At 68.5% G+C, this 26,003-nt stretch carries 23 protein-coding genes; 11 read left to right on the plus strand and 12 right to left on the minus strand.

Annotation, left to right across the window (positions count from 1 at the left end; genetic code table 11):
* Positions 1-2: 2 nt before the first annotated feature.
* Both egtB and egtA read right to left on the minus strand, forming a co-directional pair.
* The gene (gene egtB, locus J4E04_RS15420; RefSeq protein WP_490148958.1) at positions 3-1,331 is read right to left on the minus strand and encodes an ergothioneine biosynthesis protein EgtB; all 1,329 of its coding nucleotides are present in this window, start codon (positions 1,329-1,331) and stop codon (positions 3-5) included.
* Complete coding sequence (gene egtA, locus J4E04_RS15425; RefSeq protein ID WP_490148959.1) at positions 1,328-2,581, minus strand: ergothioneine biosynthesis glutamate--cysteine ligase EgtA; 1,254 nt, start codon at positions 2,579-2,581, stop codon at positions 1,328-1,330. Before egtA ends, egtB begins: the two co-directional genes overlap by 4 nt.
* 152 nt (positions 2,582-2,733) lie before the next feature.
* On the opposite strand from egtA, the gene J4E04_RS15430 reads away from it, so the two are divergent.
* From J4E04_RS15430 to pth, 3 genes are all read left to right on the plus strand, one after another.
* Positions 2,734-3,939 (plus strand): aminotransferase class V-fold PLP-dependent enzyme, encoded by a 1,206-nt coding sequence (locus J4E04_RS15430; protein ID WP_328813215.1) that lies wholly within the window; start codon positions 2,734-2,736, stop codon positions 3,937-3,939.
* A 246-nt stretch (positions 3,940-4,185) separates the two neighbouring features.
* The gene (locus tag J4E04_RS15435; RefSeq protein ID WP_056447089.1) at positions 4,186-4,845 is read left to right on the plus strand and encodes a 50S ribosomal protein L25/general stress protein Ctc; all 660 of its coding nucleotides are present in this window, start codon (positions 4,186-4,188) and stop codon (positions 4,843-4,845) included.
* A 106-nt stretch (positions 4,846-4,951) separates the two neighbouring features.
* Positions 4,952-5,530, plus strand: coding sequence for an aminoacyl-tRNA hydrolase (gene pth / locus J4E04_RS15440; protein WP_285188140.1), 579 nt, complete (start codon positions 4,952-4,954; stop codon positions 5,528-5,530).
* A 10-nt stretch (positions 5,531-5,540) separates the two neighbouring features.
* Here the strand turns inward: pth and J4E04_RS15445 are convergent, their stop codons facing one another.
* Positions 5,541-7,175, minus strand: a complete 1,635-nt coding sequence (locus tag J4E04_RS15445) for a fatty acyl-AMP ligase (RefSeq protein ID WP_222627617.1) — start codon at positions 7,173-7,175, stop codon at positions 5,541-5,543.
* Between the two features lie 164 nt (positions 7,176-7,339).
* On the opposite strand from J4E04_RS15445, the gene J4E04_RS15450 reads away from it, so the two are divergent.
* Together J4E04_RS15450 and J4E04_RS15455 are read left to right on the plus strand one after the other, a co-directional pair.
* Positions 7,340-8,980: a peptide chain release factor 3 gene (locus J4E04_RS15450; RefSeq protein WP_490148960.1), complete on the plus strand. Its 1,641-nt coding sequence runs from the start codon at positions 7,340-7,342 to the stop codon at positions 8,978-8,980.
* A gap of 290 nt (positions 8,981-9,270) precedes the next feature.
* On the plus strand, positions 9,271-9,615 hold the full coding sequence (locus tag J4E04_RS15455) for a hypothetical protein (RefSeq protein ID WP_231476131.1): 345 nt from the start codon (positions 9,271-9,273) through the stop codon (positions 9,613-9,615).
* A gap of 194 nt (positions 9,616-9,809) precedes the next feature.
* Here the strand turns inward: J4E04_RS15455 and J4E04_RS15460 are convergent, their stop codons facing one another.
* The 4 genes from J4E04_RS15460 to J4E04_RS15475 all read right to left on the minus strand — a co-directional run bounded on the left by J4E04_RS15460 (position 9,810) and on the right by J4E04_RS15475 (position 14,124).
* On the minus strand, positions 9,810-10,490 hold the full coding sequence (locus tag J4E04_RS15460; protein WP_027504081.1) for a fasciclin domain-containing protein: 681 nt from the start codon (positions 10,488-10,490) through the stop codon (positions 9,810-9,812).
* A 163-nt stretch (positions 10,491-10,653) separates the two neighbouring features.
* The gene (locus J4E04_RS15465) at positions 10,654-11,328 is read right to left on the minus strand and encodes a DUF4166 domain-containing protein (RefSeq protein ID WP_027504082.1); all 675 of its coding nucleotides are present in this window, start codon (positions 11,326-11,328) and stop codon (positions 10,654-10,656) included.
* A gap of 61 nt (positions 11,329-11,389) precedes the next feature.
* Positions 11,390-13,174 (minus strand): ABC-F family ATP-binding cassette domain-containing protein, encoded by a 1,785-nt coding sequence (locus J4E04_RS15470; protein ID WP_490148961.1) that lies wholly within the window; start codon positions 13,172-13,174, stop codon positions 11,390-11,392.
* A complete protein-coding gene (locus J4E04_RS15475) occupies positions 13,174-14,124 on the minus strand; it encodes a 4-(cytidine 5'-diphospho)-2-C-methyl-D-erythritol kinase (protein ID WP_490148962.1) in 951 nt (316 codons plus the stop codon). Before J4E04_RS15475 ends, J4E04_RS15470 begins: the two co-directional genes overlap by 1 nt.
* Before the next feature lie 85 nt (positions 14,125-14,209).
* Here J4E04_RS15475 and J4E04_RS15480 point away from each other — a divergent pair, with 85 nt between their 5' ends.
* Positions 14,210-15,208 (plus strand): helix-turn-helix transcriptional regulator, encoded by a 999-nt coding sequence (locus J4E04_RS15480; protein WP_490148963.1) that lies wholly within the window; start codon positions 14,210-14,212, stop codon positions 15,206-15,208.
* Here J4E04_RS15480 and rsmA read toward each other — a convergent pair.
* Positions 15,196-16,053: a 16S rRNA (adenine(1518)-N(6)/adenine(1519)-N(6))-dimethyltransferase RsmA gene (gene rsmA / locus J4E04_RS15485; RefSeq protein WP_261782163.1), complete on the minus strand. Its 858-nt coding sequence runs from the start codon at positions 16,051-16,053 to the stop codon at positions 15,196-15,198. The two genes, J4E04_RS15480 and rsmA, sit on opposite strands and share 13 nt — an antisense overlap.
* A 107-nt stretch (positions 16,054-16,160) precedes the next feature.
* Entirely contained in the window at positions 16,161-17,288 is a 1,128-nt protein-coding gene (locus J4E04_RS15490) for a resuscitation-promoting factor (protein ID WP_222629006.1), read from the minus strand.
* 379 nt (positions 17,289-17,667) lie between these two features.
* Here J4E04_RS15490 and J4E04_RS15495 point away from each other — a divergent pair, with 379 nt between their 5' ends.
* The 4 genes from J4E04_RS15495 (at position 17,668) to J4E04_RS15510 (ending at position 20,882) form a co-directional block, all read left to right on the plus strand.
* Positions 17,668-19,056 (plus strand): amino acid ABC transporter substrate-binding protein/permease, encoded by a 1,389-nt coding sequence (locus J4E04_RS15495; protein WP_373425295.1) that lies wholly within the window; start codon positions 17,668-17,670, stop codon positions 19,054-19,056.
* Positions 19,053-19,820, plus strand: a complete 768-nt coding sequence (locus tag J4E04_RS15500) for an amino acid ABC transporter ATP-binding protein (RefSeq protein ID WP_081821039.1) — start codon at positions 19,053-19,055, stop codon at positions 19,818-19,820. The genes J4E04_RS15495 and J4E04_RS15500 overlap by 4 nt, the downstream gene beginning before the upstream one ends.
* A 49-nt stretch (positions 19,821-19,869) precedes the next feature.
* Positions 19,870-20,130, plus strand: a complete 261-nt coding sequence (locus J4E04_RS15505) for a hypothetical protein (RefSeq protein ID WP_027504090.1) — start codon at positions 19,870-19,872, stop codon at positions 20,128-20,130.
* Between the two features lie 113 nt (positions 20,131-20,243).
* Positions 20,244-20,882, plus strand: a complete 639-nt coding sequence (locus J4E04_RS15510; protein ID WP_490148964.1) for an LppP/LprE family lipoprotein — start codon at positions 20,244-20,246, stop codon at positions 20,880-20,882.
* On the opposite strand, the gene J4E04_RS15515 is transcribed toward J4E04_RS15510, so the two are convergent.
* Positions 20,879-21,706, minus strand: coding sequence for a TatD family hydrolase (locus tag J4E04_RS15515; protein WP_490148965.1), 828 nt, complete (start codon positions 21,704-21,706; stop codon positions 20,879-20,881). The two genes, J4E04_RS15510 and J4E04_RS15515, sit on opposite strands and share 4 nt — an antisense overlap.
* A gap of 21 nt (positions 21,707-21,727) precedes the next feature.
* Between J4E04_RS15515 and metG the strand changes: the two genes are divergently transcribed.
* The gene (gene metG / locus J4E04_RS15520) at positions 21,728-23,281 is read left to right on the plus strand and encodes a methionine--tRNA ligase (RefSeq protein WP_490148966.1); all 1,554 of its coding nucleotides are present in this window, start codon (positions 21,728-21,730) and stop codon (positions 23,279-23,281) included.
* Here metG and J4E04_RS15525 read toward each other — a convergent pair.
* Positions 23,260-24,429, minus strand: a complete 1,170-nt coding sequence (locus J4E04_RS15525) for a low temperature requirement protein A (RefSeq protein ID WP_490148967.1) — start codon at positions 24,427-24,429, stop codon at positions 23,260-23,262. The two genes, metG and J4E04_RS15525, sit on opposite strands and share 22 nt — an antisense overlap.
* Entirely contained in the window at positions 24,426-25,817 is a 1,392-nt protein-coding gene (locus J4E04_RS15530) for a WS/DGAT/MGAT family O-acyltransferase (protein ID WP_490148968.1), read from the minus strand. The genes J4E04_RS15525 and J4E04_RS15530 overlap by 4 nt, the downstream gene beginning before the upstream one ends.
* Positions 25,818-26,003 lie beyond the last annotated feature (186 nt).

Consider the following 26,003-nt stretch of genomic DNA (forward strand, 5'->3'; position numbering starts at 1 on the left):
CGCTACCGGTGTCCCACGTCGCGGGCGCACCGGAAGCCGGCGAAGATCTGGCGCCGGATCGGGTGGTCCCAGTTGCGGAACGTCGCGCGGACCGCCGTCTGGTCGGTGCCGAACGAGCCGCCGCGCAACACCTTGTAGTCGCCGCCGAAGAACACCTCGGAGTACTCCGGGTAGGGGAACATCTCGAACCCGGGGTACGGCTCGAAGTCGGACGACGTCCACTCCCAGACGTCCCCCATCAGCTGCTCGACGCCGAGCGGCGAGGCTCCCTCGGGATACGCGCCGACGTCGGCGGGTTCGAGGTGGCGTTGACCGAGATTCGCGTGCCGGTCGTCGGCGTCGTCGTCGCCCCAGGGGTTGCGCCGGGAGAGCCCGGACGCGGGGTCGAAGCGTGCCGCCTTCTCCCATTCCGCCTCGGTCGGCAGGCGCTTGCCGGCCCAGCGGGCGTAGGCGTCGGCTTCGAACCAGCTGACGTGAACCACGGGCTGCGCTGCTCGAATCTGCTTCGCACGTCCGAAGACTCGACGCCACCACACACCGTCGTCGTCCTGCGACCAGAACTGCGGCGCGGTGAGACCGGCCTCGGTGCGGTGTGCCCAGCCGCGTTCGGTCCACAGCTCCTCGCGGTCGTAGCCACCGTCGGCGATGAACTGGAGGTACTCGCCGTTGGTCACCGGAGCCGCGTCGATCGCGAAGGTGGGCACCTCGACAGTGTGCGCGGGCCGCTCGTTGTCGAGGGCCCACGGATCGTCGCCGGTGCCCATCTCGAAGGCGCCACCGGGGACGATGACCTCGACGTCGTGGGCGGGCGGCAGCTGGGCGCGGGGAGCGTCGGGTGCCTCCAGCACGGCGTCGCCGGTGCGCAGCTGATGTGTCGCCAGCATCGTCTCGTCGTGCTGCTGTTCGTGCTGCGCGACCATCGCGAAGACGAAGCCGTTCTCCACCAGCCGACTCTCGTCGAAGGTGCAGCGCTGCAGCGCATCCAGTGACAGGGCGCGCACGGTGTCGACGTAGGCACGCGCCTCGTCGGGCGACAGCAGATCCAGCCCCGGCCGGACGGACCGTGCGTGGCGGAACGCGTCGTAGAGGTCGTCGATCTCCGGGTGCACCGCGTCGCGGCCGCCCACGCCGCGGACCAGCCACAGCTCTTCCTGGTTGCCGATGTGGGCGAGATCCCAGACCAGTGGGCTCATCAACGGCGACACCTGCTCGCGCAGCCCGTCCTCGTCGAGGCACCGGGTGAGCGCCAGGGTCCGGGCGCGGCTACGCACCAGCATCGATTCGAGCCGGCCGCGCAGCGCCACCGCGTCGACCGTCGTGTTCGCCGTCATCGTGAGAACTCCTTCCGAGCATCGCCTCGTGGTGGTGTCGCCGCTGTCCCTGGTGCCGTCGGCGGCTGGGCGGCGGAGCAGCGCGTCGCCGCGCGGCCCAGGGCTTCACGCGCCTCGCCGTGGCTGGAGTCGGCCGCGAGTGTCAGCAGCTCCACCGCAGCTCGCCGCAGCGCCTGGTCGGCAAGTCCGTCCCGCGCCGCGTCCTCCCACCTGTTCAGGGTGGGTTCCGCCAGGTCCAGCGCCTGATCGGCCACCGAGTCGGAGGACAGCAGGGCGTCCACCGCGTACATCGGCACCTCCCACGTCCCGTCGGGTTGGCCGTCGAGGTACCGGATCTCGAGGTGGCCGCTCGCACGCACGAGGGGAAACACCGTCGTCAGGTGGTAGTCCAGGTCGGCCGTCGTGGGGCGCCGACCCATGTCGTCGTCCAGGTCACCCTCGAGCCACTGGGCGAACGTGGCCTCGCGCGGCGGCGAGGCGAGGCGCCCGTCGCGTCGCACACACAGGAGCGGGACGTCCATCACCCAGCGTGCGTAGTCGCGGACGGGATCGACCCCGAGCGGAACACGCGTGCGGGTGCGGTCCAGTTCGAACCAGGTGCGCATGCGCTGCGAGGCCCACCGACCGTCGGGAACGCCGTACAGAGCGGGCGTGGTCGCGAACGCCGCCAGTAACGCCGGACCCACGGCATGCACTGTGGCCCAGCGCCGTCGGATCTGCTCGTCGTCGCCGCCGGCGTCCACACTGACCTGGACCGCGGCCGTGTTGCACATCATGAGCTTGCCGTACGGGCCGTACTGCTCGAAGCGCTGCTCCATCGCGCAGTAGCGCGGCAGCGTGAGCAGGCGGTCGGGAGGTCGCAGCGTGTCCGCGCCGCCTCCGGCGAGGGAGATCCCGTGCGACTCGAGCAGGCGGGTCAACGTCCGCTCGTCGTCGCGCAACGCCTCGACGACGGAGGCGAGGGACGTGGCGGGCGAGGACGACAATTCGATCTGACCACCGGGCTCGACGGAGACGACACTTCCGGAGCGGAGGGCGAGTGCGGGGGACTCGGGCCGAAGAGACTGCGGGGTGTGGGCACCCAGTGCCTCGGCGAGCGAGTCGAGAGTGGGACGTGCACCGGACGGGGTCCGGGTGAACCATTCGAGTTCTGCGCCGATCAGAGTCGGCGGGCCCACCTTGAAACAGACCCGCGCGAGGTATGCCTCGGCGGCGGGCCGCGAACTGAGAGTGCCGGAAACGGCCGTCATGGATGCCTCCGCGGGGTGACGGTGGAGCGTGAAGTGGAACGGGCACTGCGTACGGGAAGAGGAACGGACACTGCGTGTCCGGATGACGTCTACCCCCGCCCTTCACAGACTAATCGCTCCCGCGCGCGGTCGCCGGTAGTGTCGGCGTCACTGTGAACGCCACCCCCGAGACGGACACCGTCGACGTGCTCGCCGCCCGCGCCGACACCCCTGCCGCCGAGCACGGGGTGTTCCTCGACAGCGCCGGCTCGTCGCTGCCGCCACAGCGCGTCGTCGAGACGGTCGTCGAGCACCTGCGCCGTGAGGCCGAGGTGGGCGGATACCGCGCAGCGCGTGAACGCTCGGAGGATCTCGCCGCGGTGCGCACGTCCGTGGAGATGCTGATCGGAGCCCCGACCGGCACCGTGGCACTGTCCGACAGCGCCACGCGGGCCTGGTGCGACTTCTTCTACGCGGTACCGCTCTCCCCCGGTGACCGCATCCTGGTCTCCACCGTCGAGTACGCCACCAACGCGATCGCCGCACTGCAGCGGGCGCGGGCTACCGGCGCGGTGGTCGACACCATTCCCGTGGACCCGTCCGGACGCATCGATCTCGAGGCTCTCGAGCGGATGATGGACGACCGCGTCGCGCTGGTCTCGCTCGTGCACGCGCCGACCAACGGCGGCCTGCTGAACCCGGTCCGGGAGATCGTCGACCTGGCCCACCGTCACGGGGCCCTCGTGCTGCTGGACGCCTGTCAGTCGGTGGGCCAGATCGCCCTCGACGTGGCGGAGCTCGGTGTGGACGCTCTCTCCGCGACGGGACGCAAGTGGCTGCGAGGACCGCGCGGCACCGGTTTCCTTCACGTCGCCCCGTCGGTGCTCGACACCCTGGAGCCGCGATCCCTGGATCTGCACAGTGCGTCCTGGACCGGCCCCGACTCCTACACCGTCGCCGACGACGCGCGCCGGTTCGAGACGTGGGAACACGACGTCGCGGCCCGGCTCGGTCTCGGCGCCGCCGTCGATCTCCTGCTCGAACTCGGGCCGAGCGCGGTGGAGGCCGCGGTGCGTGTGCGGGCCGAGCGGCTGCGGAACGCCCTCGCCGAGGTGCACGGCATCGCGGTGCACGACCTGGGCGACCACCACACCGGCATCGTGACCTTCACCGTCGAGGGCGTCGCGCCCGCCGCGGTGAAGGACGCACTGGCGGAGCGCGACATCACCGTCTCCGTCAGCCCGGCGTCGTCGACTCTGCTCGACATGACGGCCCGCGGACTGGACTCCGTCGTCCGGGCGTCTCCCCACTACTTCCTGACCCTCGATCAGATCGATCACGCCGTGGACGAGTGCCGGGCTCTGACGTCGCAGCGGTGACCCGCCGCCAACGGTGACGAGCAGGGGCGATTCGCGGCCGATCGGCGCGTTCGGGTAGTGTTCACGCCGTTGTCTCGGCGAGGGTGACGAGTGCGCAGTGCGTACGTCACCGTGATCGACGCAGGCGCGGTCTCGCAGCCGTCCTCGTTCGTGTCCACGCCGAGCGAGTAGTACCCGCAGCAGTCACACCGGACCGCAGCCGTTTCAGACCGCAGTCACACCAGATCTTCCGAGGAGCCCCGTCCCATGGCCAACGTTCTCAACGCCACCGTCCGCACCGAATTCGGCAAGGGCGCAGCCCGCCGCACCCGCCGCGACGGTCTCGTCCCCGCCGTCCTGTACGGACACGCCACCGAGCCCAAGCACCTCTCGCTCCCGTCTCGCGAGTTCGCCGCCGTGCTCCGCGCCGACGGCACCAACGCCGTCATCGAGCTCCAGGTCGACGGCGAGAAGCACCTCGCCCTCACCAAGTCGGTCGTGGTCCACCCGATCCGTAACTACATCGAGCACGCCGACCTCCTCGTCATCCGTCGCGGCGAGAAGGTCACCGTCGAGATCAACGTCGTCGTCACCGGCGACGCGGCGCCCGGCGCCCTCGTCACCACCGATGCCAACGTCATCGAGATCGAGGTCGACGCGACCCAGATCCCCGAGCAGTTCGAGGTCTCCGTCGAGGACGCCGAGATCGGCACCCAGATCCTCGCCTCGTCGATCGAGCTGCCGTCCGGCGCGACGCTGATCTCCGATCCCGAGCTCCTCCTCGTCAACGTCGTCGAGGCGCCCAGCGAGGCTGCACTCGAGGCCGAGGGCGCGGGCGATCTCGCCAGCAACGTCGCCGCCGAGGAAGAGGAGGCTGTCGAGGACAGCTCCGCCGCCGACGAGGCCGCAGCAGCAGACGAGAACTGATCCACCGAGCACCACCGCGGCGCGCCTCCCTCACCGGGGGCGCGCCGTTTCTCGTTCCCCCCTCCGCACGACCCCGCACGCCACGAGCTGAAAGCGACTGCCGCACATGACCGATCGCCCTGCTCTCGTCATCGGCCTGGGCAATCCCGGGCCGCAGTACGAGCGCACCCGACACAACGTCGGCGCCGTCGTCGTCGACACCCTGGCGGAGCGGATGCGAGGGTCGTTCTCGTCGCACAAGCGCAGCAACTCCGACGTGCTCCAGGCACGGCTCGGGACTCGCCCGGTCGTGCTGGGGAAGCCGCGGTCGTACATGAACGAGTCCGGCGGCCCGGTCGCCAACCTGGCCCGGTTCTTCTCCGTGGCGCCGGCGGACATCATCGTCGTGCACGACGAACTCGACGTCGATCTGGGTCGGGTGCGGCTCAAGATCGGCGGCGGCGAGGGCGGGCACAACGGGCTGCGCTCGATCTCGAAGTCGTTGTCCACCAAGGACTACCTCCGTGTCCGGGTCGGGGTGGGGCGCCCGCCCGGCCGGATGGATCCGGCGTCGTACGTGCTCAAGCCGTTCGCCGCGTCCGAGCGCGACGAGGTGGCGGTCGTGCTGGAGGAGGCCGCGGACGCAGTGGAGCTGCTCCTGAAGGGCAGCCTCGAGGACGCGCAGAACCGCATCCACCGACCCTGATGCGCTGAGCTCAGCCGAGGAGCGACGCCGAGTTCGCGCGGCGGAGCTTGCCCGAGGACGTCTTCGGAATGGTGCCGGGACCGAGCACCGCGACCGTGCGAGGACGAACCCCCACTTCCGAGAACACTGCGTGCACGATGTCGTGCTCGATGCGCTTGACCGCATCCGGGTCGGCGATCTCGTTGGTCTCCGCCGCGACCGCGAAGCTCTCCCGCTTCTGCCCCGCGTCGAGACGGATCGCGACGGCATTGCCCGGCCGGACGCCCGCGACGGTGCCCACGGCACGTTCGATGTCGGTCGGATAGATGTTGCGGCCGCCCATGATGATGACGTCCTTGATGCGCCCGCAGACGACGACCAGGCCTTCCTCCGTGAAGTACCCGATGTCTCCGGTGTCGAGCCACCCGTCGTCGTCCTGCGCGGACACCGAGCCCTCCACCGTGATGTATCCGGGCGTCACCGCCGGCCCCCGCACGTGGATGACACCGACGCCGCGACTCGGGAGCACCTGGCCCTCGGCGTCGACGACGCGCCCCTCGAGATTCGGCACCATCCGCCCGAGCGTCGCGAGACGACGGACGTTGCCCTTGGTCGACGGAACGGCGCGGCCCATCACCTCGAGCAAATCCGCGTCGACCACGTCGAGCACCTGGCCCTGATCACGGACCGGGATCGACACCGCGAGCGTGGTCTCCGCCATCCCGTAGACGGGTGCGAGAGCGGTCGGGGCGAGCCCGAACCGGGCGCCCGCCTCTGCGAGGGCGAGCATCGTGTCGGGATCCACCGGCTCGGCACCGTTCCACGCGTAGCGCAACGACGACAGATCGAGGGCCGTGTCGGCGGACGCCTGCTTCAGCCTGCGCGCGAGCAACGAGTACGCGAAATTGGGAGCGGCGGTGACGGTGCCGCGGTACTTGTCGATCAGCTGGGCCCACAGCAGCGGAGAGCGCAGGAAGTCGATCGGCGTGATGCTGACGACCTCGGCTCCGACCTGCATCGGCACCGACAGGAACCCGACCATCCCCATGTCGTGGAACAGCGGGAGCCAGCTGACCATCACGTCGTCCTCGAGCGAGTACTCGATCCGATCGATCATCGCGTAGGCGTTGACGTAGAAGTTCTCGTGGGTGATGCGCACGGCCTTGGGAGATCCGGTGGACCCGGACGTGAGCTGCTGCAGCGCGATGTCGGACTCGTCGGTGGGCACGGGATCGGTGTCCTCACCGCCGCGCAGGTCGTCGATCGTCAGCACGGTGATCCCGCGTTCCTCCAGGATGGGCGCCGCGGCGTCGAACGGCGCACCGAGCACCACCGCGGCGGCGTCGATCATCCGGATGACGGTCTCGGTGTCGGCACCCCACACGGCGAGATCGGTGCGCGGCGTCGGCTGATGCAGCATGGTCACGGACGCGCCGCGCATCCACGCCGCCTGGCACGACGGCGCGATGTCCACCGGCTGACCGGCCAGGATGCCGATCGCGTCCCCGCGGGAGACCCCTGCCGCGGCGAGCCCGCCGGCCATCCGGCGCGCGACCGCATGGATGTCGCCCCACGTCTGCCGCAACGGTGCGTCGGGCTCACCGGTGACGAGACCCCGCTCGGTCGTGGCCGCGGTCGCGTACATCTCCTCGGTGAACCTGCTCAACGTCACTCCCTCGTCGGTGGTGCGTGCCGGGTGCGCGCACCACTGTTACATCCGGACGACGGTGACCGCTGTTACGGACGGACGGGCTCGGCGTGTCGGCCGAGTACCCTGGGTACGTTCCGACCAGTGATCCGCACAGCTGCGGTCACCGAAGAAAGGCCTTCGTGAGCACCCCGTCCGTCGACACCGACACCACCACCGCGGTCACCGCCGCCGGCACCACCCCGCCGAAGAACCTCCGGCGCGAGGTGGAGCGTCGTCGCACCTTCGCGGTGATCTCGCATCCCGACGCGGGCAAGTCGACGCTCACCGAGGCCCTGGCTCTGCACGCGCGGAAGATCTCCGAGGCCGGTGCGATCCACGGGAAGTCGGGTCGCCGCTCGACCGTCTCCGACTGGATGGAGATGGAGAAGGCGCGCGGTATCTCCGTCAGTTCGACGGCGCTGCAGTTCGACTACGCCGATCACACCATCAACCTGGTGGACACCCCGGGTCACGCCGACTTCTCGGAGGACACCTACCGCGTGCTGACCGCGGTGGACGCCGCCGTGATGCTGATCGACGCGGCGAAGGGTCTGGAACCGCAGACGCTGAAGCTGTTCCAGGTGTGTCGGCACCGCGGCATCCCGGTCATCACCGTGGTCAACAAGTGGGACCGGCCGGGCCGCTCCCCCCTCGAGCTGCTCGACGAGATCGAGGAGCGCATCGGTCTGACGCCGACCCCGCTGTACTGGCCCGTCGGTATCGCGGGTGACTTCCGCGGACTGCTCGACGTGTCGGAGCACCAGTACATCCACTTCACCCGCACGGCCGGTGGCGCGACCATCGCACCCGAGGAGTTCATGGACTCCGAGGCGGCGCAGTCCCGTGAGGGCGACGACTGGACCACCGCCGTCGAGGAGAGCGAGTTGCTCGTCGAGAGCGGGCAGCGCCACGACGAGGACGAGTTCCTCGCGGGCCGGACGTCTCCGGTGATCTTCGCGTCGGCGATGCTGAACTTCGGCGTGCACCAGATCCTCGACACCCTCGTCTCGTTCGCTCCGGCCCCGGGCCCCCGTCCCGATGTGGCCGGTGGTGAGCGCGAGGTCACCGACCCCTTCAGCGCGGTCGTGTTCAAGGTGCAGGCCGGCATGGACACCGCACACCGCGACCGCCTCGCCTTCATGCGCGTGGTCTCCGGAGTCTTCGAGCGCGGCATGGTGGTCACCCATGCCCAGACGGGCAAACCGTTCACGACGAAGTACGCGCTGACGGTGTTCGGCCGCGAGCGCACCACGGTGGAGAACGCCTACCCCGGCGACGTCGTCGGGCTGGTCAACGCCACCGCGCTCGCTCCCGGCCACACGTTGTACGCGGATCGCAAGGTCGAGTTCCCGCCGATCCCGTCCTTCGCTCCCGAGCACTTCGCCGTCCTCCGCGCGGAGAGCGCGAGCAAGTACAAGCAGTTCCGTCGCGCCGTGGACCAGATGGATCAGGAGGGTGTCGTCCAGATCCTCCGCAACGACATCCGCGGAGACGCGTCACCCGTCCTCGCCGCCGTGGGGCCGATGCAGTTCGAGGTGGTGTCCGCGCGCATGAAGTCGGAGTTCGGCGTCGAGGCGCGCATGGAGCCCCTGGGCTACTCGATCGCTCGACGCACCGACGCGGCGTCCGCCGGGGAGCTCGGTCGCCAGCGCGGCGTCGAGGTGTTCACCCGCACGGACGGCGTGATATTGGCGCTGGTCAGTGACAAGTGGCGGCTGCAGTACATCCAGAAGGAGCTGCCGGACCTGCTGCTCGAGCCGCTGGTCGCCGCGGCCGACTGATTCTCTGGGACATCTCCACACCACCTCACCCCAAGATTGGTGTCATCTCCAATCCATAGGGTCAAAACTGTTCGCTGTTTCCTTCCCGTGGTACTTTTTCTCTGTTCGAACGTACTTCTGGTTTGTTCTTCGGAAGTACTCGAGTCACGTACCGAGACGATCGAGGAGCAGTCCGAGTAATGAGCGATGGATCAAGTGGGCCCCTCACGGGGATCAAGATCGGCAAGGCACCAGCCCACCGATCCAACGGGACACCTTCGAGCGTCACTCCGAGCAAAAGTGAGGTCGACATGACAACCAGTGATCAGATTTCCGAACACGCGTTGCCTGGCGGCAGCACGTCCACCAACGGATCGTCGAACGGCAGCAGCTTCGCCTCGGGTCGTCACCCGAGCCCCGATCGCCGCACGGCCATGGGCATCGCGTCCATCCGCATCGCGGGACGGCTGACCCAGAACGAGATCACCAGCCGCGACACGCGCCCGATGGATTCCTCCACCGGACCCGACGAGCTGCTGCAGCTCCTCGGTGAGTACCTCACCTCCGGTGGGCTCGCGAGCCCCGAGCTGCACGTGCGTTCCAACGGCACGACGGTGGTGCTCGATCTGCAGAACCCCGCCAAGGGCTTCCGCTGATCCTCCCCTGACACACGAGAATGGCCCCCGGCATCGCCGGGGGCCATTCTCGTGCTGTCGTCATCCGTCCCCGTGACGCACGAAGGCGACCCGAGAAGAATCTCGGGTCGCCTCGTACTACTTCACGACGGACACAGTCGGGGGACGACCGCCGCGAAGAGAGTGTTCGTCCTCATGATCCCTGTGGAAAAGGATCAGGCGGGGGGCATCATGACCGAGTCGACCAGGTAGACGGTCGCGTTGGCGGTCTTGACGCCACCGCAGACCAGGTTCGAGTCGTTGAACTTCAGCGTGTCGCCCTCACCGGTGACGTTGACTGCCTGGCCCTCGACCGAGGTCTGCTCGCCGGCGATCGCGTCGGGAGCGATCTGGCCGGGGATCACGTGGTACGTGAGGATCTTGGTGAGCAGCGCGGAATCGGTCTTCAGCGTCTCGATGGTGGCCGGGTCGATCTTCGCGAACGCGTCGTCGGTCGGGGCGATGACGGTGAACTCGGAGCCGTTCAGCGTGTCGACCAGGTTGACGCCCGGGTTCAGGCCACCGGAGACCGCTGCGGTCAGGGTGGTGAGGATCGGGTTGTTGGAGGCGGCGACGGCGACCGGATCGGCAGCCATTCCGCTCACGGAGCCGGCACCGTCCGGGACCTGCTCGGCGTAGGCGGCGCAGCCCGAGCCGACGAGGTTGGAGGCCGGATCGGCACTCGAGTTCATCGCGGTGGAGGAGGACATGGCCGACGAGGTCATCGACTCCATGCTGCTGCTCGCGGTGGTCTCGGTGGTGCTGCTGCTGTCGTCGGACGAACATGCGGACAGTCCGAGGAGTGCAACTGCTGCGAAGCCGACTGCTACTGCACTCTTGCTCTTGGTGACGCTCATGGCGAGAACCCTTCTTGTACGGATCTGATAGCCGCTCACCGCCGGTGATGATCACCGGCCGCTGTCGGTTGTGTCATCCACCATTCGGATCCGGGTCCCATGGGGGATTGGTGACGGTTGTGAGAAAAATTCCCCACCAGTCACTTCGGGGTCCGACCAGGGATCACTCCCTGGGATCGGTACGCCCCGGCCCCAATTCGGCGGGCAGATCGGTCGGAAGGCAGGTTTCCTGTGTGGCCGTGAACCATCCGGTGTAGCGGAACAACCGCCCGAGCGTGCGGCCACGCACCTCGATGTCGATGCGGTGGCGCTGCTGCTCCTCGTCCCACCACTCGCGGCCGATGGTCTCCGCCGACAGGAGACCCGGCGGCTTGATCGACCCACGCGGAGCGAGGAACCGGGGCAGACCGCTGTCGAGCCGCAGGCCACCGTCGGCGTCCGCGGAGCACTGGGTGTGCACCACCATGTCGGGGCCGGCACCGATGTAGTCGAGTGCGCCGCGCGATCCCACGACCATCACCGAGTCGAGTGCCACCTCGTGGCCGGGGAACTGGAACCGTCGGACGAACGCCAGCGTGGGCCTGCCCAGCTCGTCCGTGTACGCGTAGTTGGCGATGGTGAAGGGGATGTTCTCGCCCGAGTCGGAGGGGACCATCCGCCGCTTGCCACCGAGCCACAGGGCCGGCGGCGGCAGCAGCGGAGAGTGCGTGATGGTCTCCATGACACCGGTGCCGAACTGCGCCACATGATCGTCCGCACCGAAACCGAAGCGCCACTGCACCTTCGGGTGAAGCTTCTCGAACTCCGAGCCCATGACCTCGGACACGACGGATGTCATCGTCACTCCTCGCGCAGAACGCGGTCGCCGATCGACCGCCTGAACGCGAGGGTAGACCGTGTCAGCCCAGTTCCTCGGCCAGCTCCATCCAGCGCTCCTCGACGGAGTCCTTCTCCGCGACGACGGTGAGCAACTCGGCGTTCAGCGACTGCAACGTCGCCGGTTCCGTCGCCGCCTCGGCCAGCGAGACGTGCAGTGCGCGCACCCGATCGTCGAGCTTGACCAGGGAGCGCTCGAGCTTCGAGAGTTCCTTGCGAGCGGCGCGCTCGTCGGCACCGCCCTTGGCCGCCGCCGGCTTCGCTCCCCCGCCCGACGTCATCCCCGGAGCCGCGTCGTCGGCTGCGGCGATTCGCGCGCGACGCCGCAGGTACTCCTCGATGCCACCCGGCAGGTTGGTGAGCTTGCCGTCGCCGAACAGAGCCCACGTCGAGTCGCAGACGCGCTCGATGAGGTACCGGTCGTGACTGATGACGATCATGGTGCCGGCCCAGCCGTCGAGCAGATCCTCGAGCTGCTGCAGCGTGTCGATGTCGAGGTCGTTGGTCGGCTCGTCGAGGAGCAGGACGTTCGGCTCGGACATCAGCACGCGTGTCAGCTGCAGTCGACGGCGCTCGCCACCGGACAGGTCACCGACGGGCGTGCGCTGCCGTGCAGGCGTGAAGCCCAGTCGCTCGGCGAGCTGTCCGGCAGAGATCTCCCTGTCGCCCAACTGAATTCGTTCCGCGACGTCCTGGACCGCCTCGAGCACGCGCATCCCGACGGGCAGGTCGTCGAGTTCCTGGCGGAGCCAGCCGATGCGCACCGTCTTGCCCTCGATGCGGCGGCCCTTCGCGGGTTCGAGCTCGCCCGCGATGGTGCGGAGCAACGTCGTCTTGCCGGAGCCGTTGACGCCGACGAGACCGATGCGCTCCCCCGGCGCGAGGCGCCACGTGAAGTCCTCCACCAGTACGCGGCCGTCCGGGGTCGCCAGCGTGGCGTCCTCGAGCTCGATGACGATGCGGCCCAGCCGGGTCTGCGCGAACTTCGACAACGCGACCGAGTCGCGCGGCGGCGGCACGTCCGAGATGAGGGCCTCAGCGGCCTCGATGCGGTAGCGCGGCTTCGAGGTACGAGCCGGCGGTCCGCGGCGCAGCCAGGCCAGCTCCTTGCGGGCGAGGTTGCGGCGACGATCCTCCGCGGCATCGGCCTGGCGAGAGCGCTCCGCGCGAGCGAAGATCCAGTCGGCGTAGCCGCCCTCGTACGTCTCGACCTGACCGTTCACCACTTCCCAGGTGCGGGTGGCGACGGTGTCGAGGAACCACCGATCGTGGGTGACGACGACCAGTGCGGACCGCCGGTTCACCAGATGCTCCGCCAGCCACTGGACGCCCTCGACGTCGAGATGGTTGGTCGGCTCGTCGAGCACGAGCAAGTCGAGGTCCTGCACCAGCGCGGCGGCGAGCGCCGTGCGTCGGCGCTCACCTCCCGACAACTGCTCGACCGGTGCGTCGAGCCCGAGACCGGTGATGCCGATGCCGTCCAGAACGCTGCGGATCCGGGCGTCACCGGCCCACTCGTGCTCGGCGACGCCGAGCGGTGCGAGGACGATGTCCCCGATGGTGGACCCGGGCGGCAGGACACCACGCTGCGTCACGACGGCCATCCGGAGGCCGCCCACGCGACTCACCCGGCCCGAGTCGGGCTGCTCGACGCCCGCGAGCACCTCGAGCATGGTGGTCTTGCCGTTGCCGTTCAGGCCCACGACGCCGATGCGCTCGTTCTCCTGGACACCGAGCGAGACTCCGTCGAGTAGCGGCTTCACGCCGAAGGATTTGGAGACCTGCTCCAGGTTGATCAGGTTGGCCATCAGTGTTGTCCCCGGTTCGTATCGTTCTGGTCGCGTTCGGTGCGCACTCGCGCTCCGCTCACCGGTCCACGTGCCACACGTACCGTGCGGCAGACGCCGGCGCCGGACAGTTCCGCGCCGACCTCGACCGCGTGGTCGGCGGAGGCACAGAGGAAGGCGCAGGTGGGTCCGGACCCGGAGACGATGCCGGCGATGGCACCCGCCTCGGTGCCGGCGCGCAGGGTGCGGCGAAGGCCTGGTTCGAGGGACAGCGCCGCGGCCTGGAGGTCGTTGCCCAGGAGCGGCCCGACCCGCGCCGGATCGCCCGACGCCAGGGCCTGCATCAGTTCGTCGGGTGCGCCGAGGCGCGGCGGCGCTCCCCGTTCGCGCAGCCGGTCGAGTTCGCCGTAGACCGCGGGAGTCGAGAGACCGCCCTTCGCGAGAGCGAGCACCCAGTGGAAGGAGTTGCGTGAGAGCACCGGCAGCAGCTTCTCGCCGCGACCCGTGCCGACGGCCGTGCCACCGGCGACGGAGAACGGGACGTCGCTGCCGAGCTGCGCCGCGAAGTCCATGATCTTCTCGCGGGACAGGCCGAGGTTCCAGAGCGCGTCCAGCGCGACGACGGTCGCGGCCGCGTCGGCGCTGCCCCCGGCCATGCCCCCCGCGACGGGAATGCCCTTGTCGATGCTGATGGCGACGGCCGGCCGACGACCGGCATGGGCGGCGACGAGTTCGGCCGCCTTCCACGCCAGGTTGGTGTGGTCGGTGGGAACGATGCCCGCATCGTCCCCGTACACGCTGACGGACAGTGTCTCCGCGGCCACGACGGAGACGTCGTCGACGAGGGAGAGCGCGTGGAAGACGGTGGTGAGTTCGTGGTAGCCGTCGGGGCGCAGGTCACCCACGGCAAGGTGCAGATTGACCTTGGCGGGAGCGCGGACCGAGACCGGCCGCGGAACGACTGTGAGCACGTCTCACCACTGTAGTCGGCGTACGCCCGAGTACCGAACCGGATCGAGGACCCGAACTGTCCGCAGTCGGGTGCATCATGTCGACATGCGCGAGACGTCCGCCCGACTGCTGGCTCTGCTGTCGTTGCTGCAGACCCGGCGCGACTGGTCCGGGGCCGATCTGGCCGAACGGCTCCAGATCACCCCGCGCACCGTGCGCCGTGACGTCGACCGGCTGCGGTCACTGGGCTATCCGGTGGACGGAACGGTCGGCGTCGGCGGCGGGTATCGGCTGGGTGCCGGCGCGGAGATGCCACCCCTGCTGCTGACGGACGACGAGGTGATCGCCGTGGCGCTCGGGCTGCAGAGCGGTGCGTCCGCGTCCGTCACCGGCACCGCGGAGTCGTCGATCGGGGCCCTCACCAAGCTGCGGCAGGTGATGCCGTCACGGTTGCGTCACCGACTCGACGCACTGCAGATCGACGTCGTGCAGTCACGTCCGGTGCAGTCGAGCGTCGACGCGTCGGTACTGACGGCACTGGCGACCGTGTGCCAGAACCACGAACGCCTGCGGTTCGACTACCGCACCCACGGCGGGGACACCATGCGGCGTGAGGTGGAGCCGTACCGGCTCGTGCGGTCGGGGTTGCGGTGGTACCTCGTGGGCTGGGACCTCGCCCGTGAGGACTGGCGGTCGTTCCGCGTCGACCGCCTCGATCCGAAGGTGCCGACGGGGCCTCGCTTCACTCCTCGGGCCCTGCCCGAGGGCGGCGCCGCGGAGTTCGTGTCGAGGGGCATCGATCAGGCGTTCTCGGCCGCCCGCGGACGTGTCGTGCTGCACGTGCCGTTCGAACGGATCGAGGACCGCGTCGATCCGCAGTGGGGCACCCTCGCCCGGCTCGACGACGAGCGGTGCGAGGTCTCGATCACCGCGGACACCTACCCGTCGATGGCGCGGTGGCTCGCCGCCTTCGACGAGGACTTCACGGTGTGCGGCCCACAGGAGTTGATCGACGCCTGCGAGGTCGAGTCACGGCGACTCGACCGTGTCGCCGCCCGATACGCCCGTGCCCGCGACGAGCACAGCGCGCGTCAGGACTCGTGACCACCGGTGGTCTGCGCCAGTCGGACGAACGCGGCGGCGTCGAGCGTCTCCCCGCGCGCCGACGGGTCGATCCCCGCCTCGACGAGCCGCGTCTCCGCCATGGCCGCCGATCCGGCCCACCCCGCCAGAGCCGCACGTAACGTCTTGCGCCGCTGCGCGAATGCCGCGTCCACGACGGCGAACAGAGTGCGGCGGAACGTCTCCTCCATCGGCCACTGCGGATTCTCGTGCCGATCGACGCGCACCAGACCCGACTCCACCTGCGGCACCGGCCAGAACACCGAACGGCCCACGGCGCCCGCGCGGCGGACGTCGCCGAAGTACGCGGCCTTCACACTCGGCACCCCGTAGGTCTTGCTGCCGGGAGGAGCCGCCAGCCGGTCCGCCACCTCCGACTGCACCATCACCAGCGCGGTGCGCAGGGTGGGGATCAGGGCGAGCAGGTGCAGCAGCACCGGCACCGCCACGTTGTACGGGAGGTTGGCGACCAGTGCTGTCGGCGCGCCGGGAATCTCGTCGCGGCGCACGCGCAGAGCGTCCGCACCGACCACCGCCAACCGGTCGACTCGCGACTCGGCGCGCTCGGCGACGGTCTGCGGAAGACGCTGCGCCAGTACGGGGTCGATCTCGACGGCGACCACGTCGTGCACGACGTCGAGCAACGCCAGGGTCAGCGATCCGAGTCCCGGCCCCACCTCGAGCACCGTGTCGTCCGGACCGACTCCGGCCGCGGTCACGATGCGCCGCACCGTGTTCGCGTCGTGGACGAAGTTCTGGCCGAGGGTCTTGGTGGGCCGGACGCCCAGCTCGGCTGCGAGGGTGCGCACCTCCGCGGGCCCCAGCAGGCGGACGCGTGCCGGACCGGCTGCGGAATCGGACGCCGGCGAATCGGACGTCGGCGAATCGGACGTCGGCGGGGAGACGGGAGGTTCGGACACGGGTGGAGCGTATGTCAGCGCAGCCCTAGCCTGCTGGTGCAGGAGGGCCAGGCGCCCCAGCCCTGGGTGCGCTGGGTCTGCGACGCGATCGCGATCTGCTCCTCGCGGGTGGCCAGGTCGGCGCGCGCCGCGTACTTGAGCCCGCCCTGCCGCTCCCAGGTGTTCTGGTCGAACTGCACGCCGCCGAAGAAGCCGTTGCCCGTGTTGATGGCCCAGTTCCCGGTGGCCTCGCACTGCGCGAGGGCGTCCCAGACGGCGCCGTTCTCGACCGGCGGCACCTCGGTGCCGGGCTTGGCACCGACGCGCACGGTCTTGGCGACCGGCGGTGTCGTGACGTCGGCCTTCACGAGCGTGCGGGAGACCTCGACACCGTTGACCTTGTTCACCGAGTAGGTCGCGTTCTGCTCGCCCGGAGCGCCGGCGGACTCCTCGATCGTCTTGCTCATGTTCATCGTCGGATCCTCGATGCGCTGATCCGGCGCGACGACGGGTTCGGTGACGCTGACGGTCTCCGTCCGATCGCGGGTCACCGTGACCACGGCGCCCTCGACGAGCGGCTCGTCCGCCGCGGGGGCGACCGTGTCGTTCTGTTCGAGAGGCGCACCGGCCGCGGCGAGGAACTCGCCGACGGTGGGTGCGGCGAGCCGCATCGGTGCGGGCGACGCGGCCCCGTCGGCGAGGGTCACGGACTTCGGCAGCACGACGTTGACGGAGGCACCGTCGAGCGGCAGCGGGTCGGACTCCGACTCGTCGATGTGGACGTCGGGAGCGATGCCCAACTGATCCTTGGCCTCGGCGACGGTGGAGGCGGTGGTCCACACCGTCGTCGGCGCACCGTCCACGGTGAGAGTCACCTCGCGGGCCCGCTTGAGTGTGACGGTCTCTCCGTCGGCGAGGGTCGCGTCCGCGGCGGGCGCGACCTCGTCCCGCTCGGTGGGCTGATATCCGGCGGCCTCGAGGGCGCTGCGGACGTCGGTGGTCATCGTGGAGAGCTGGACCTGCTGCCCGTCGACGTCGATCGTGACGGTCTTGTGGCGGGCCACGGCGACGCTCGCTCCCACGACGAGTGTGGCGAGAAGCGCGGCCACCACGACGTACAGCAGGCGGGACCGGGCGGAGTTGAGTCTGGCGACGTGCGACATCGTCACCGCGCTCCCGCCCCGGTGGACACGACTGGTCGAACGGACATCACGGACGAATAACGCAACTTCGATTTCCTTGCCGGGTCGAGACGATCACGAGGCCGAGAGGCTCGCATCGGGGTCATACGATCACGATACGGTAACGAGCGGGCACAGGTTCGGCAACTTCACGGCCTCGAGCAGCCCGTCGACCGTTCCTACCTTCCGGTAAGGGTCGTCGCGAGCCCCCCGGCCGATAGGGTCCGAGCCGACTGTTCACCTGCACCAGAACGGAAGGCTCTTCGTGAATCCGACCTCCCCACCGCGATCCGAACGCGGACGGTGGCACCGACTGCGCCGCCTCCCGGCGATCACCGCCGTCGTGGCACTCGTCGCGTTGGTGCTCGCACCCGCAGCGCAGGCCCAGCCGGCGCCCCCGAGCCCGGTGGAAGGTCGCACGTTCGCCATCGCCACCGACGTGACCTTCGCACCGTTCGAGTTCCAGAACTCCGACGGCCAGTTCGTCGGCATCGACATGGACCTGATCCGAGCGATCGCGGAGGACCAGGGTTTCCAGGTCGACATCCGGCCCCTCGGGTTCGACGCGGCGTTGCAGGCAGTGCAGGCGAACCAGGCCGACGGCGTCATCGCCGGCATGACGATCACGCCGGCACGCGAGGCCGTGTTCGACTTCTCCGAGCCCTACTTCGAGTCCGGCGTGCAGATGGCCGTGCTCGAGAACTCGTCGATCACCTCGTACGACGATCTCTCCGGGCAGCAGGTCGCGGTCAAGAACGGCACCGAGGGCGCCGACTTCGCGGAGAGCATCAAGGCGCAGTACGGCTTCACGACGCGGTACTTCGCCGACTCCGCGAGCATGTACGACGAGGTGCGCACCGGGAACTCGGTCGCCGTGTTCGACGACTACCCGGTGTTGCAGTACGGCATCACCCAGGGGAACGGTCTGAAGACGGTCACGGAGAAGGAGTCGCCGAGCAACTACGGCTTCGCCGTGAACAAGGGCGCGAACCCCGAGCTGCTCGCCGCGTTCGACACCGGACTGGCCAACCTGCGGTCGTCCGGCCAGTACGACGAGATCCTCGGTACCTACATCGGCGCCGCGGCGGACGAGACGGACAACTCGATCCCCGGACTGATCAAGAGCGAGTACAAGGAACTGCTGAAGGGCCTCTGGCTCACCATCGTCCTGACGGTCATCTCCATCGTGCTGGCCCTGATCCTCGGCGCCGTCTTCGGACTCTTCCGGGTGTCGACGAAGGCGTGGCTGCGCGGGATCGGCGCCACCTATGTGGCCATCTTCCGCGGCACGCCACTGCTGGTGCAGGCCTTCTTCATCTACTTCGGCATTCCCGCCGCGCTCAGCTTCCAGATGTCGGCGTTCACCGCCGGCATCATCACGCTGTCGCTCAACGCCGGTGCGTACATGGCGGAGATCGTCCGCGGCGGCATCCTGTCGGTGGACAAGGGCCAGATGGAGGCCTCGCGCAGTCTCGGCATCAGCTACCTGACGTCCATGCGCAAGGTCGTGATGCCACAGGCGATCCGGACGATGATCCCGTCGTACATCAATCAGTTCGTCATCACGCTGAAGGACACCTCGATCCTGTCGGTGATCGGCCTCGCCGAACTCACCCAGTCGGGGCGGATCATCATCGCCCGCAACTTCCAGTCGTTCAACATGTGGCTGATCATCGGCGTCATGTACTTCGTCATCATCATGGCGTTGACGATGCTGTCGAACCGTCTCGAGAAGAGGATCAACAAGTGAGCACCGAGACCACCGCGCCCGACGCCGCTGCGGCCGAGGTCAAGATCCGCGCCATCGGACTGAAGAAGTCGTTCGGCGATCTCGAGGTGCTCAAGGGCCTCGACGTCGACGTCCACTCGGGCGAGGTGGTGTGTGTCATCGGCCCGTCCGGTTCCGGCAAGAGCACCTTCCTCCGGTGCCTCAACAAGCTCGAGGACATCACGGGCGGCACGGTCGTGGTCGACGGTTTCGACCTGACCGATCCGAAGGTGAACCTCGACTCCGTGCGCCAGCACATCGGCATGGTGTTCCAGCACTTCAACCTCTTCCCCCACATGAGCGTCATCGAGAACGTGATGCTCGCGCCCGTGGAGACGAAGAAGTCGGACAAGTCGAAGGCGCGCGAGAACGCCGTTCGTCTGCTGGCCCAGGTGGGCCTCGCCGACAAGGAGAACGCGAAGCCGGCGCAGTTGTCCGGTGGGCAGAAGCAGCGCGTCGCCATCGCACGTGCACTGGCGATGGACCCGGACATCATGCTGTTCGACGAGGCCACGAGTGCGCTGGACCCCGAGATGGTCGGCGAGGTCCTGCAGGTCCTCCGCGATCTGGCGAAGGGCGGCATGACGATGGTCGTCGTCACGCACGAGATGGGCTTCGCCCGCGAGGTGTCCGACCGTGTGATCTTCATGGCGGAGGGGTACATCGTCGAGGAGGGTTCGCCGGACGACCTGTTCGGCAACCCGCAGCACGAGCGAACGAAGGACTTCCTCGACAAGGTCCTGTGAGACGCGGGCCCCGCACCGAGAAGCCGCTACACCGACGAGAGGCACGACAGTGAGCGACGACCAAGAGATCATGCAGAAGATCACGGCGAAGATCGACGCTCGGTTGGGTGCGCAGACGAACGGTCTGCAGAACGAGGTGCCGCCCGGAGCGAGCACGCAGGACGACGACGAGGACGGTGAGCGCGGTCCCCTGGGCCGCGACTACCACCTCGCGGGCAAGTACGCGCAGGCTCTGGCCATCAACGAGCCCAGCGTGATCGACCGTGCCGAGTTCGATCGACTGGTGGAGACGTACGGAGACGACGACTGATCCGTCGCCGCGACCCGATCGTGACCTGAGCATCGGTAACGATCGGGGGGTGGTCGCCGACACACCCTTCGACCGCCGAGCAGAACGCTCGGTACGGACACCCTGGAGGCTCGGTGACCACTCTCCCGCGTTCGATGGCCGTTCTCGCCGTGGCGGCCTTCGCCGCCGCCGCCGTGTCGTGCGGTTCCGCCGGTACGACCGGTACGGCGCTCCCCGCCGACGACCCGGCACCCTCGTCGTCCGCCCCGGCGCCCGCACCGGCACCCGCGCCGGAGACGAGGGTGGAGACGCAGACCGAGACGGTCACCGTGCCCGCACCCGCACCGGCGCAGCCGGCGCAGGTGGTGCCGTGCGTCGATCCGAGTTCGCTGAACGTGCGCACCGCCGTCGCGAACCTGGGCACCGACTCGCAGGGCGGGGCCTTCGTGATCGACGATCACACGCCCGGCACCAGCGCGGACGGATGTCCGACGCTCGAATGGGCGCGGGCGACGGGGACCGGCATCCGGAACGGCACCGTGCAGTCGCACGTCCTGTTCTTCACCAACTCGGGTGACTACCTCGGGACCGCCACGTCGGATGCGTACAGCTACACCTCGGTGGTCGGTGCGACCGACAGCACGGTCACGGTGCGCTACCGGTGGCTGAACCCCGACGACGCGTTCTGCTGCCCGTCGAACACCTCGTTCGTCGAGTTCGACCTCACCGGGAACACCATCACCCCGTACGGCGAGTTCCCGCCCCCGAACTAGAGCCTGTAGACCCGCTCCGCCGTGGCGGTCGCCGACGCCGCGACGTCATCAGCAGTTCTGCCGGTCGCCTCGGCCAGCGCACGGGCCGTGTAGGGCAGGCAATACGGCTCGTTCGGAGCACCGCGGAACGGGTGCGGTGTCAGGAACGGCGCATCGGTCTCGAGCAGGTACTGCCCGTCCGGCACCAACTGGGCCGCTTCCCGCAACTCGTGGGAATTCTTGAAGCTCACCGTCCCGGAGAAGCTGAGCACGTAGCCGGCGTCGACGCACACCTGCGCCATCTCGGGACCGGACGAGAAGCAGTGGAAGATCACCGTCTCCGGCGCGCCCTCGTCGAGGAGCACCGCGAGAACGTCGTGGTCGGCGTCGCGATTGTGGATCATGAGCGGCTTCCCGACGCGCTTCGCCAGATCGATGTGCCAGCGGAAGCCCTCGACCTGCTCCTCCACTGCGGCGCAGCCGTCGAGCTTCCCCGGCCAGTAGTAGTCGAGACCGGTCTCCCCCACCGCCACCGTGCGCGGGTCGCGGGCGAGACGGTCGATCTCCGCGCGGACCTCGTCGGTGAGCACGTTCGCCCGCGTCGGGTGGATCGCGGTGGCCGCGTAGACGCGCGGATCCCAGTGCGCCGCAGCGACGGCGAAACGGGCCGCGTCCAAGTCGTCCGCGACGGTGACGACGCGTCCGACACCCACCGACTCGGAACGATCGAGGATCGCCGCGACCGACGCTGCATCGGTGGCCCCGCACGCGTCGAGGTGCGTGTGCGCGTCCACGAGCGGTGCGAGCGGAGTGGGCAAGTCGGGGGCGGGACGGTCTCTCGGCACGAAAGATAGAGTAGGCGCACCATGACTGAGACCGGTTCGACCAAGCCTGCGTTCTACATCACGACCGCTATCGCCTACCCGAACGGTGATCCCCACATCGGCCACGCGTACGAGTACATCTCCACCGATGTCCTCGCTCGGTTCAAGCGGCTCGACGGGTTCGACGTGCGGTTCCTGACGGGAACGGACGAGCACGGTCTGAAGATGGCACAGACGGCGTCGAAGGAGGGCATCTCCACCGCCGATCTGGCGCGCCGAAACTCGGACGCGTTCCAGGCCATGCAGGAGTCGCTGAAGATCACGTTCGACCGGTTCATCCGCACCACGGACGCCGACCACCTCGAGGCCAGCCGCGACCTGTGGCAGAAGATGACCGACAACGGCGACATCTACCTCGACTCGTACAGCGGGTGGTACTCGGTGCGGGACGAGGCGTACTACGCCGAGGGCGAGACCACGCTGCAAGACGACGGTTCCCGCATCGCGACCGAGTCGGGCACCCCGGTGGAGTGGACGGAGGAGTCGACGTACTTCTTCCGGCTGTCCGCGTACCAGGACAAGCTGCTCGCGCTGTACGAGGAGCGTCCCGAGTTCATTCTCCCGGCGGGTCGCCGCAACGAGGTGGCGAGCTTCGTGAAGTCCGGTCTCAAGGACCTGTCGATCTCACGGTCCACCTTCGACTGGGGTGTCCAGGTTCCCGGCGATCCCGACCACGTCATGTACGTGTGGGTCGACGCGTTGACGAACTACCTCACCGGCGTCGGCTACCCCGACACCGACAGCGAGTCGTTCCGGAAGTTCTGGCCGGCCGACGTCCACATGATCGGCAAGGACATCGTGCGATTCCACGCCGTGTTCTGGCCGGCGTTCCTGATGTCGGCAGGTGTCGAATTGCCGAAACGCGTGTTCGCGCACGGCTTCCTGACCAACAAGGGCGAGAAGATGTCCAAGTCGGTGGGCAACGTCGTCAGTCCGGCGGCCTTGATCGAGGAGTACGGCCTGGACTCGTTGCGCTTCTTCCTCCTGCGCGAGGTGTCGTTCGGACAGGACGGCAGCTACAGCCACGAGGCGATCGTCACCAGGATCAACGCCGACCTGGCCAACGAACTGGGGAACCTGGCTCAGCGGTCGCTGTCCATGGTGGCCAAGAACTGCGATGCGCAGGTGCCGACACCCGGCGAGTTCACCGCCGACGACGAGGCGATGCTCGATCGCGTCGATGCCCTTCACGCCGTGGTGCGCGGCCACATGGACGCCGTCGAGATGCACCTGGCGCTCGACGCGATCTGGTCGGTACTCGCGGAGACCAACCGCTACTTCTCGTCGCAGGAACCGTGGGTTCTGCGCAAGACGGATCCGGCCCGCATGGCGACGGTGCTGTACGTGACCCTCGAGGTGCTCCGCGTGACCGTCCTGCTGACCCAGCCGTTCATGCCCGACAGCACGGCGAAGCTGCTCGACCTGCTCGGGGTGACGCAGCGCGAATTCGATTCGCTGACAACGCGTCTCACGCCGGGTGTGGCATTGCCCAAGCCTGCGGGCGTGTTCCCCCGCTACGTCGAACCGGAGGAGTGAGCGGACCGATCGGCGACCGTCGTTCCGACGACGACGAGCAGGATCAGGGCCGTCACGGCCGCACTGACGACGGCCGATCCGGGTACGGCCGTGGCCGCGAGCACAGCGACACCGCCGACCGGCGTCACGATGTTCACCAGCCGTGACGACCGGCGGCGCATCGCCACCATCCAGAACCCCAGGACGAAGACCGCCACCGGAATCGTGATCGCGGCGGAGGACTGACGGTCCGACAGCACTCCGTCACCCTCGATGTGCGCGACGGCCACCTCGATGCCCGCCGACACCGCGCCCGCCGCCGCGAACACGAAGTAGTGCGTGTAGCCGAAACTCAAGGAGCGGCCGAGTCTCGCCCCGACCGAATCCTCCTGCGACACCGAGAAGTACAGCCACCACATGCCGGCGACGACGACGAGCGTGGCCATCGCGAGGCCGACGAGTTCGACCGTGTGATCGTGTTCGTTGATGCCGCCGACAATGGCCGTCGCCGAGGCCAGCAACGACTCACCGAGCAGGATGAGGGTGAAGAGACCGTAGCGCTCGGCGATGTGCTCGCCGTGCAGCGGCGTCCGTCCCGCGCGCTCCGCCAGCACCGGGACGGCGAGCTCCGCGGCCACCAGCGCGACGAACCCGAGCACGGCGACGCTGTCGGGAAGCGCGAGTCGGGCGACCCACAACACCTGCACGACGGTGATGCCCACCGCGTATCGCATCGCAGTACCGCGGAACTCGTTGTTGCGCAGCCCCGCCCGTATCCACTGACTCACCATCGCCAGTCGCATCACGACATAGCCGATGGTCACCAGCGTGAAGTCGTAGTCGATCATCGCGTCGGAGACACCGCTGGCCAGGATCAGTACGCCGGCCATCTGCACGATGGTGGTCACGCGGTACAGCCAGTCGTCGGTGTCGAACGACGTGGCGAACCATGTGAAGTTCATCCACGCCCACCAGATGGCGAAGAACACCATCGCGTAGGCACCGATGCCCGACGCGATGTGGTCCTCCTCCAGCAGATGGGCGAGTTCCACGGAGGCGAACGACACCGCGACGACGAAGACCAGGTCGAAGAACAGTTCCAGCGAACTCGCCGCTCGATGTTCCTCGTTCGGGTCCCGCGGAACCATCGGCCGCAGCGCGAAACTCACCCGTCGGCCAGCTTCTCGAGTTCCTCGAGCGCGGTGTCGAGATGCGTGAGCATGCGCTGCAGCGACGGCACGCTACGCCGATCTCCGACGAGCCCGAAGTTGACGTTGTCGGCGTTGGTGGCCAACGTGATGTTCAGCGCCTGACCGTCGAGGACGATCGACGCCGGATACACCCCGTCCAGTCGCGCACCGTTCCAGTACATCTCGGTCTTCGGACCGGGCACGTTCGAGATGATCACGTTGAACGGGGGCGGGGTGTTGCGGACGAATCCCGGTACGGGAGTGAGCAACAGAGGGGCCATCACGGCGGCACCGTAGCTCAGCGCCTGCAGCGGAGACAAGTTGCGCATCATCGCCTTCGACTCGTTCATCGACGAGACGACGGCGGCGAGACGGCGTTCCGGGTCGGGCTGATCCGTGCCGAGGTTGCACAGCACGGTGGTGACGGCGTTGCCACCGTCCGCGTCGGCACCGGCCTCCCGCATGGACACCGGCACCATCGCGATCAGCGGCTGGTCGGGCAGTGCGTTGCGGTCGATGAGATAGGACCGCAGCGCCCCGGAGCACATCGTCAGCACCACGTCGTTCAACGTGACCCCCAGCGCTGCCGCGATGTCCTTCATCCTCGACTTGGACCACTGCTGCGAGGCGAAGCGGCGTGCCCCGCCGATCGGCACGTTGAGCATCGTCCGCGGCGCGGTCAGAGGCAGCACCATCTCGTTGCCGCGCAGCTTGTTCAGACCGATCCGGGCCGCGGCGGGTCCGACCCCGGCGAGCTCACCGGCCGCCTTGACGCCCGTGGACAGCAGCGACAGGACGCCACCGTCGTCTACCTTCGCCACCTCGGTGCTCTTCTTCTTCGGCCGCTCGAACAGCGCCGGGTCCCAGATCGGGCCGCAGTCACGGGCCTCGGGATCGGTCGTCAGGGTGCGCTCGAACAACTTGAGCGCCGAGACGCCGTCGACCAGCGAGTGGTGGATCTTGCTGTAGAGCGCGACGCGGCCGTCGGCCAGCCCCTCGATGATGTGCAGCTCCCACATCGGGCGATGCCGATCGAGCGGCGCACTGTGCTCGGCGGAGATGTAGCGCAGCAGCTCGCGGATGCGGCCCGGCCGCGGCAGCATGATGCGCCGGACGTGATGCTCGAAGTCGAGCTCCTCGTCGTAGATCCAGCGCACGGTGCCCATGAAGTTCACCGGCGGAGCCGGCCGCTTGCGGAACAGTTTGTAGACGTCGGTGGCGGCCTGGAACGTCTCGTAGAGCTGCATCCCGAAGTCGTCGCCGGCGTCCTCCGGGGGCACGAACAGCTGCAGTCCCCCGACGTGCATGGGGTGCTCGCGCGTCTCGGCCAGTAGGAACATCGACTCTGTGACCGGCATGAAGGGCATGGGGGCGGACCTCTCTCGAACTGCGGAACCGCGTGGTCACGGTGCGGCTCACCTGCAGGTTCACTGTGCTACCCGGAAGTAACGAACCCACAACTATTGCGACAACGTGGGGTCACGGTGTGACCCCGGCAACAACTATTCCTCGAGAAGTGTTTCGTTTCGGCCCTATCGTGCGATTCCCAGTAC

It is taken from the genome of Rhodococcus sp. NFXS4 (assembly GCF_058139645.1).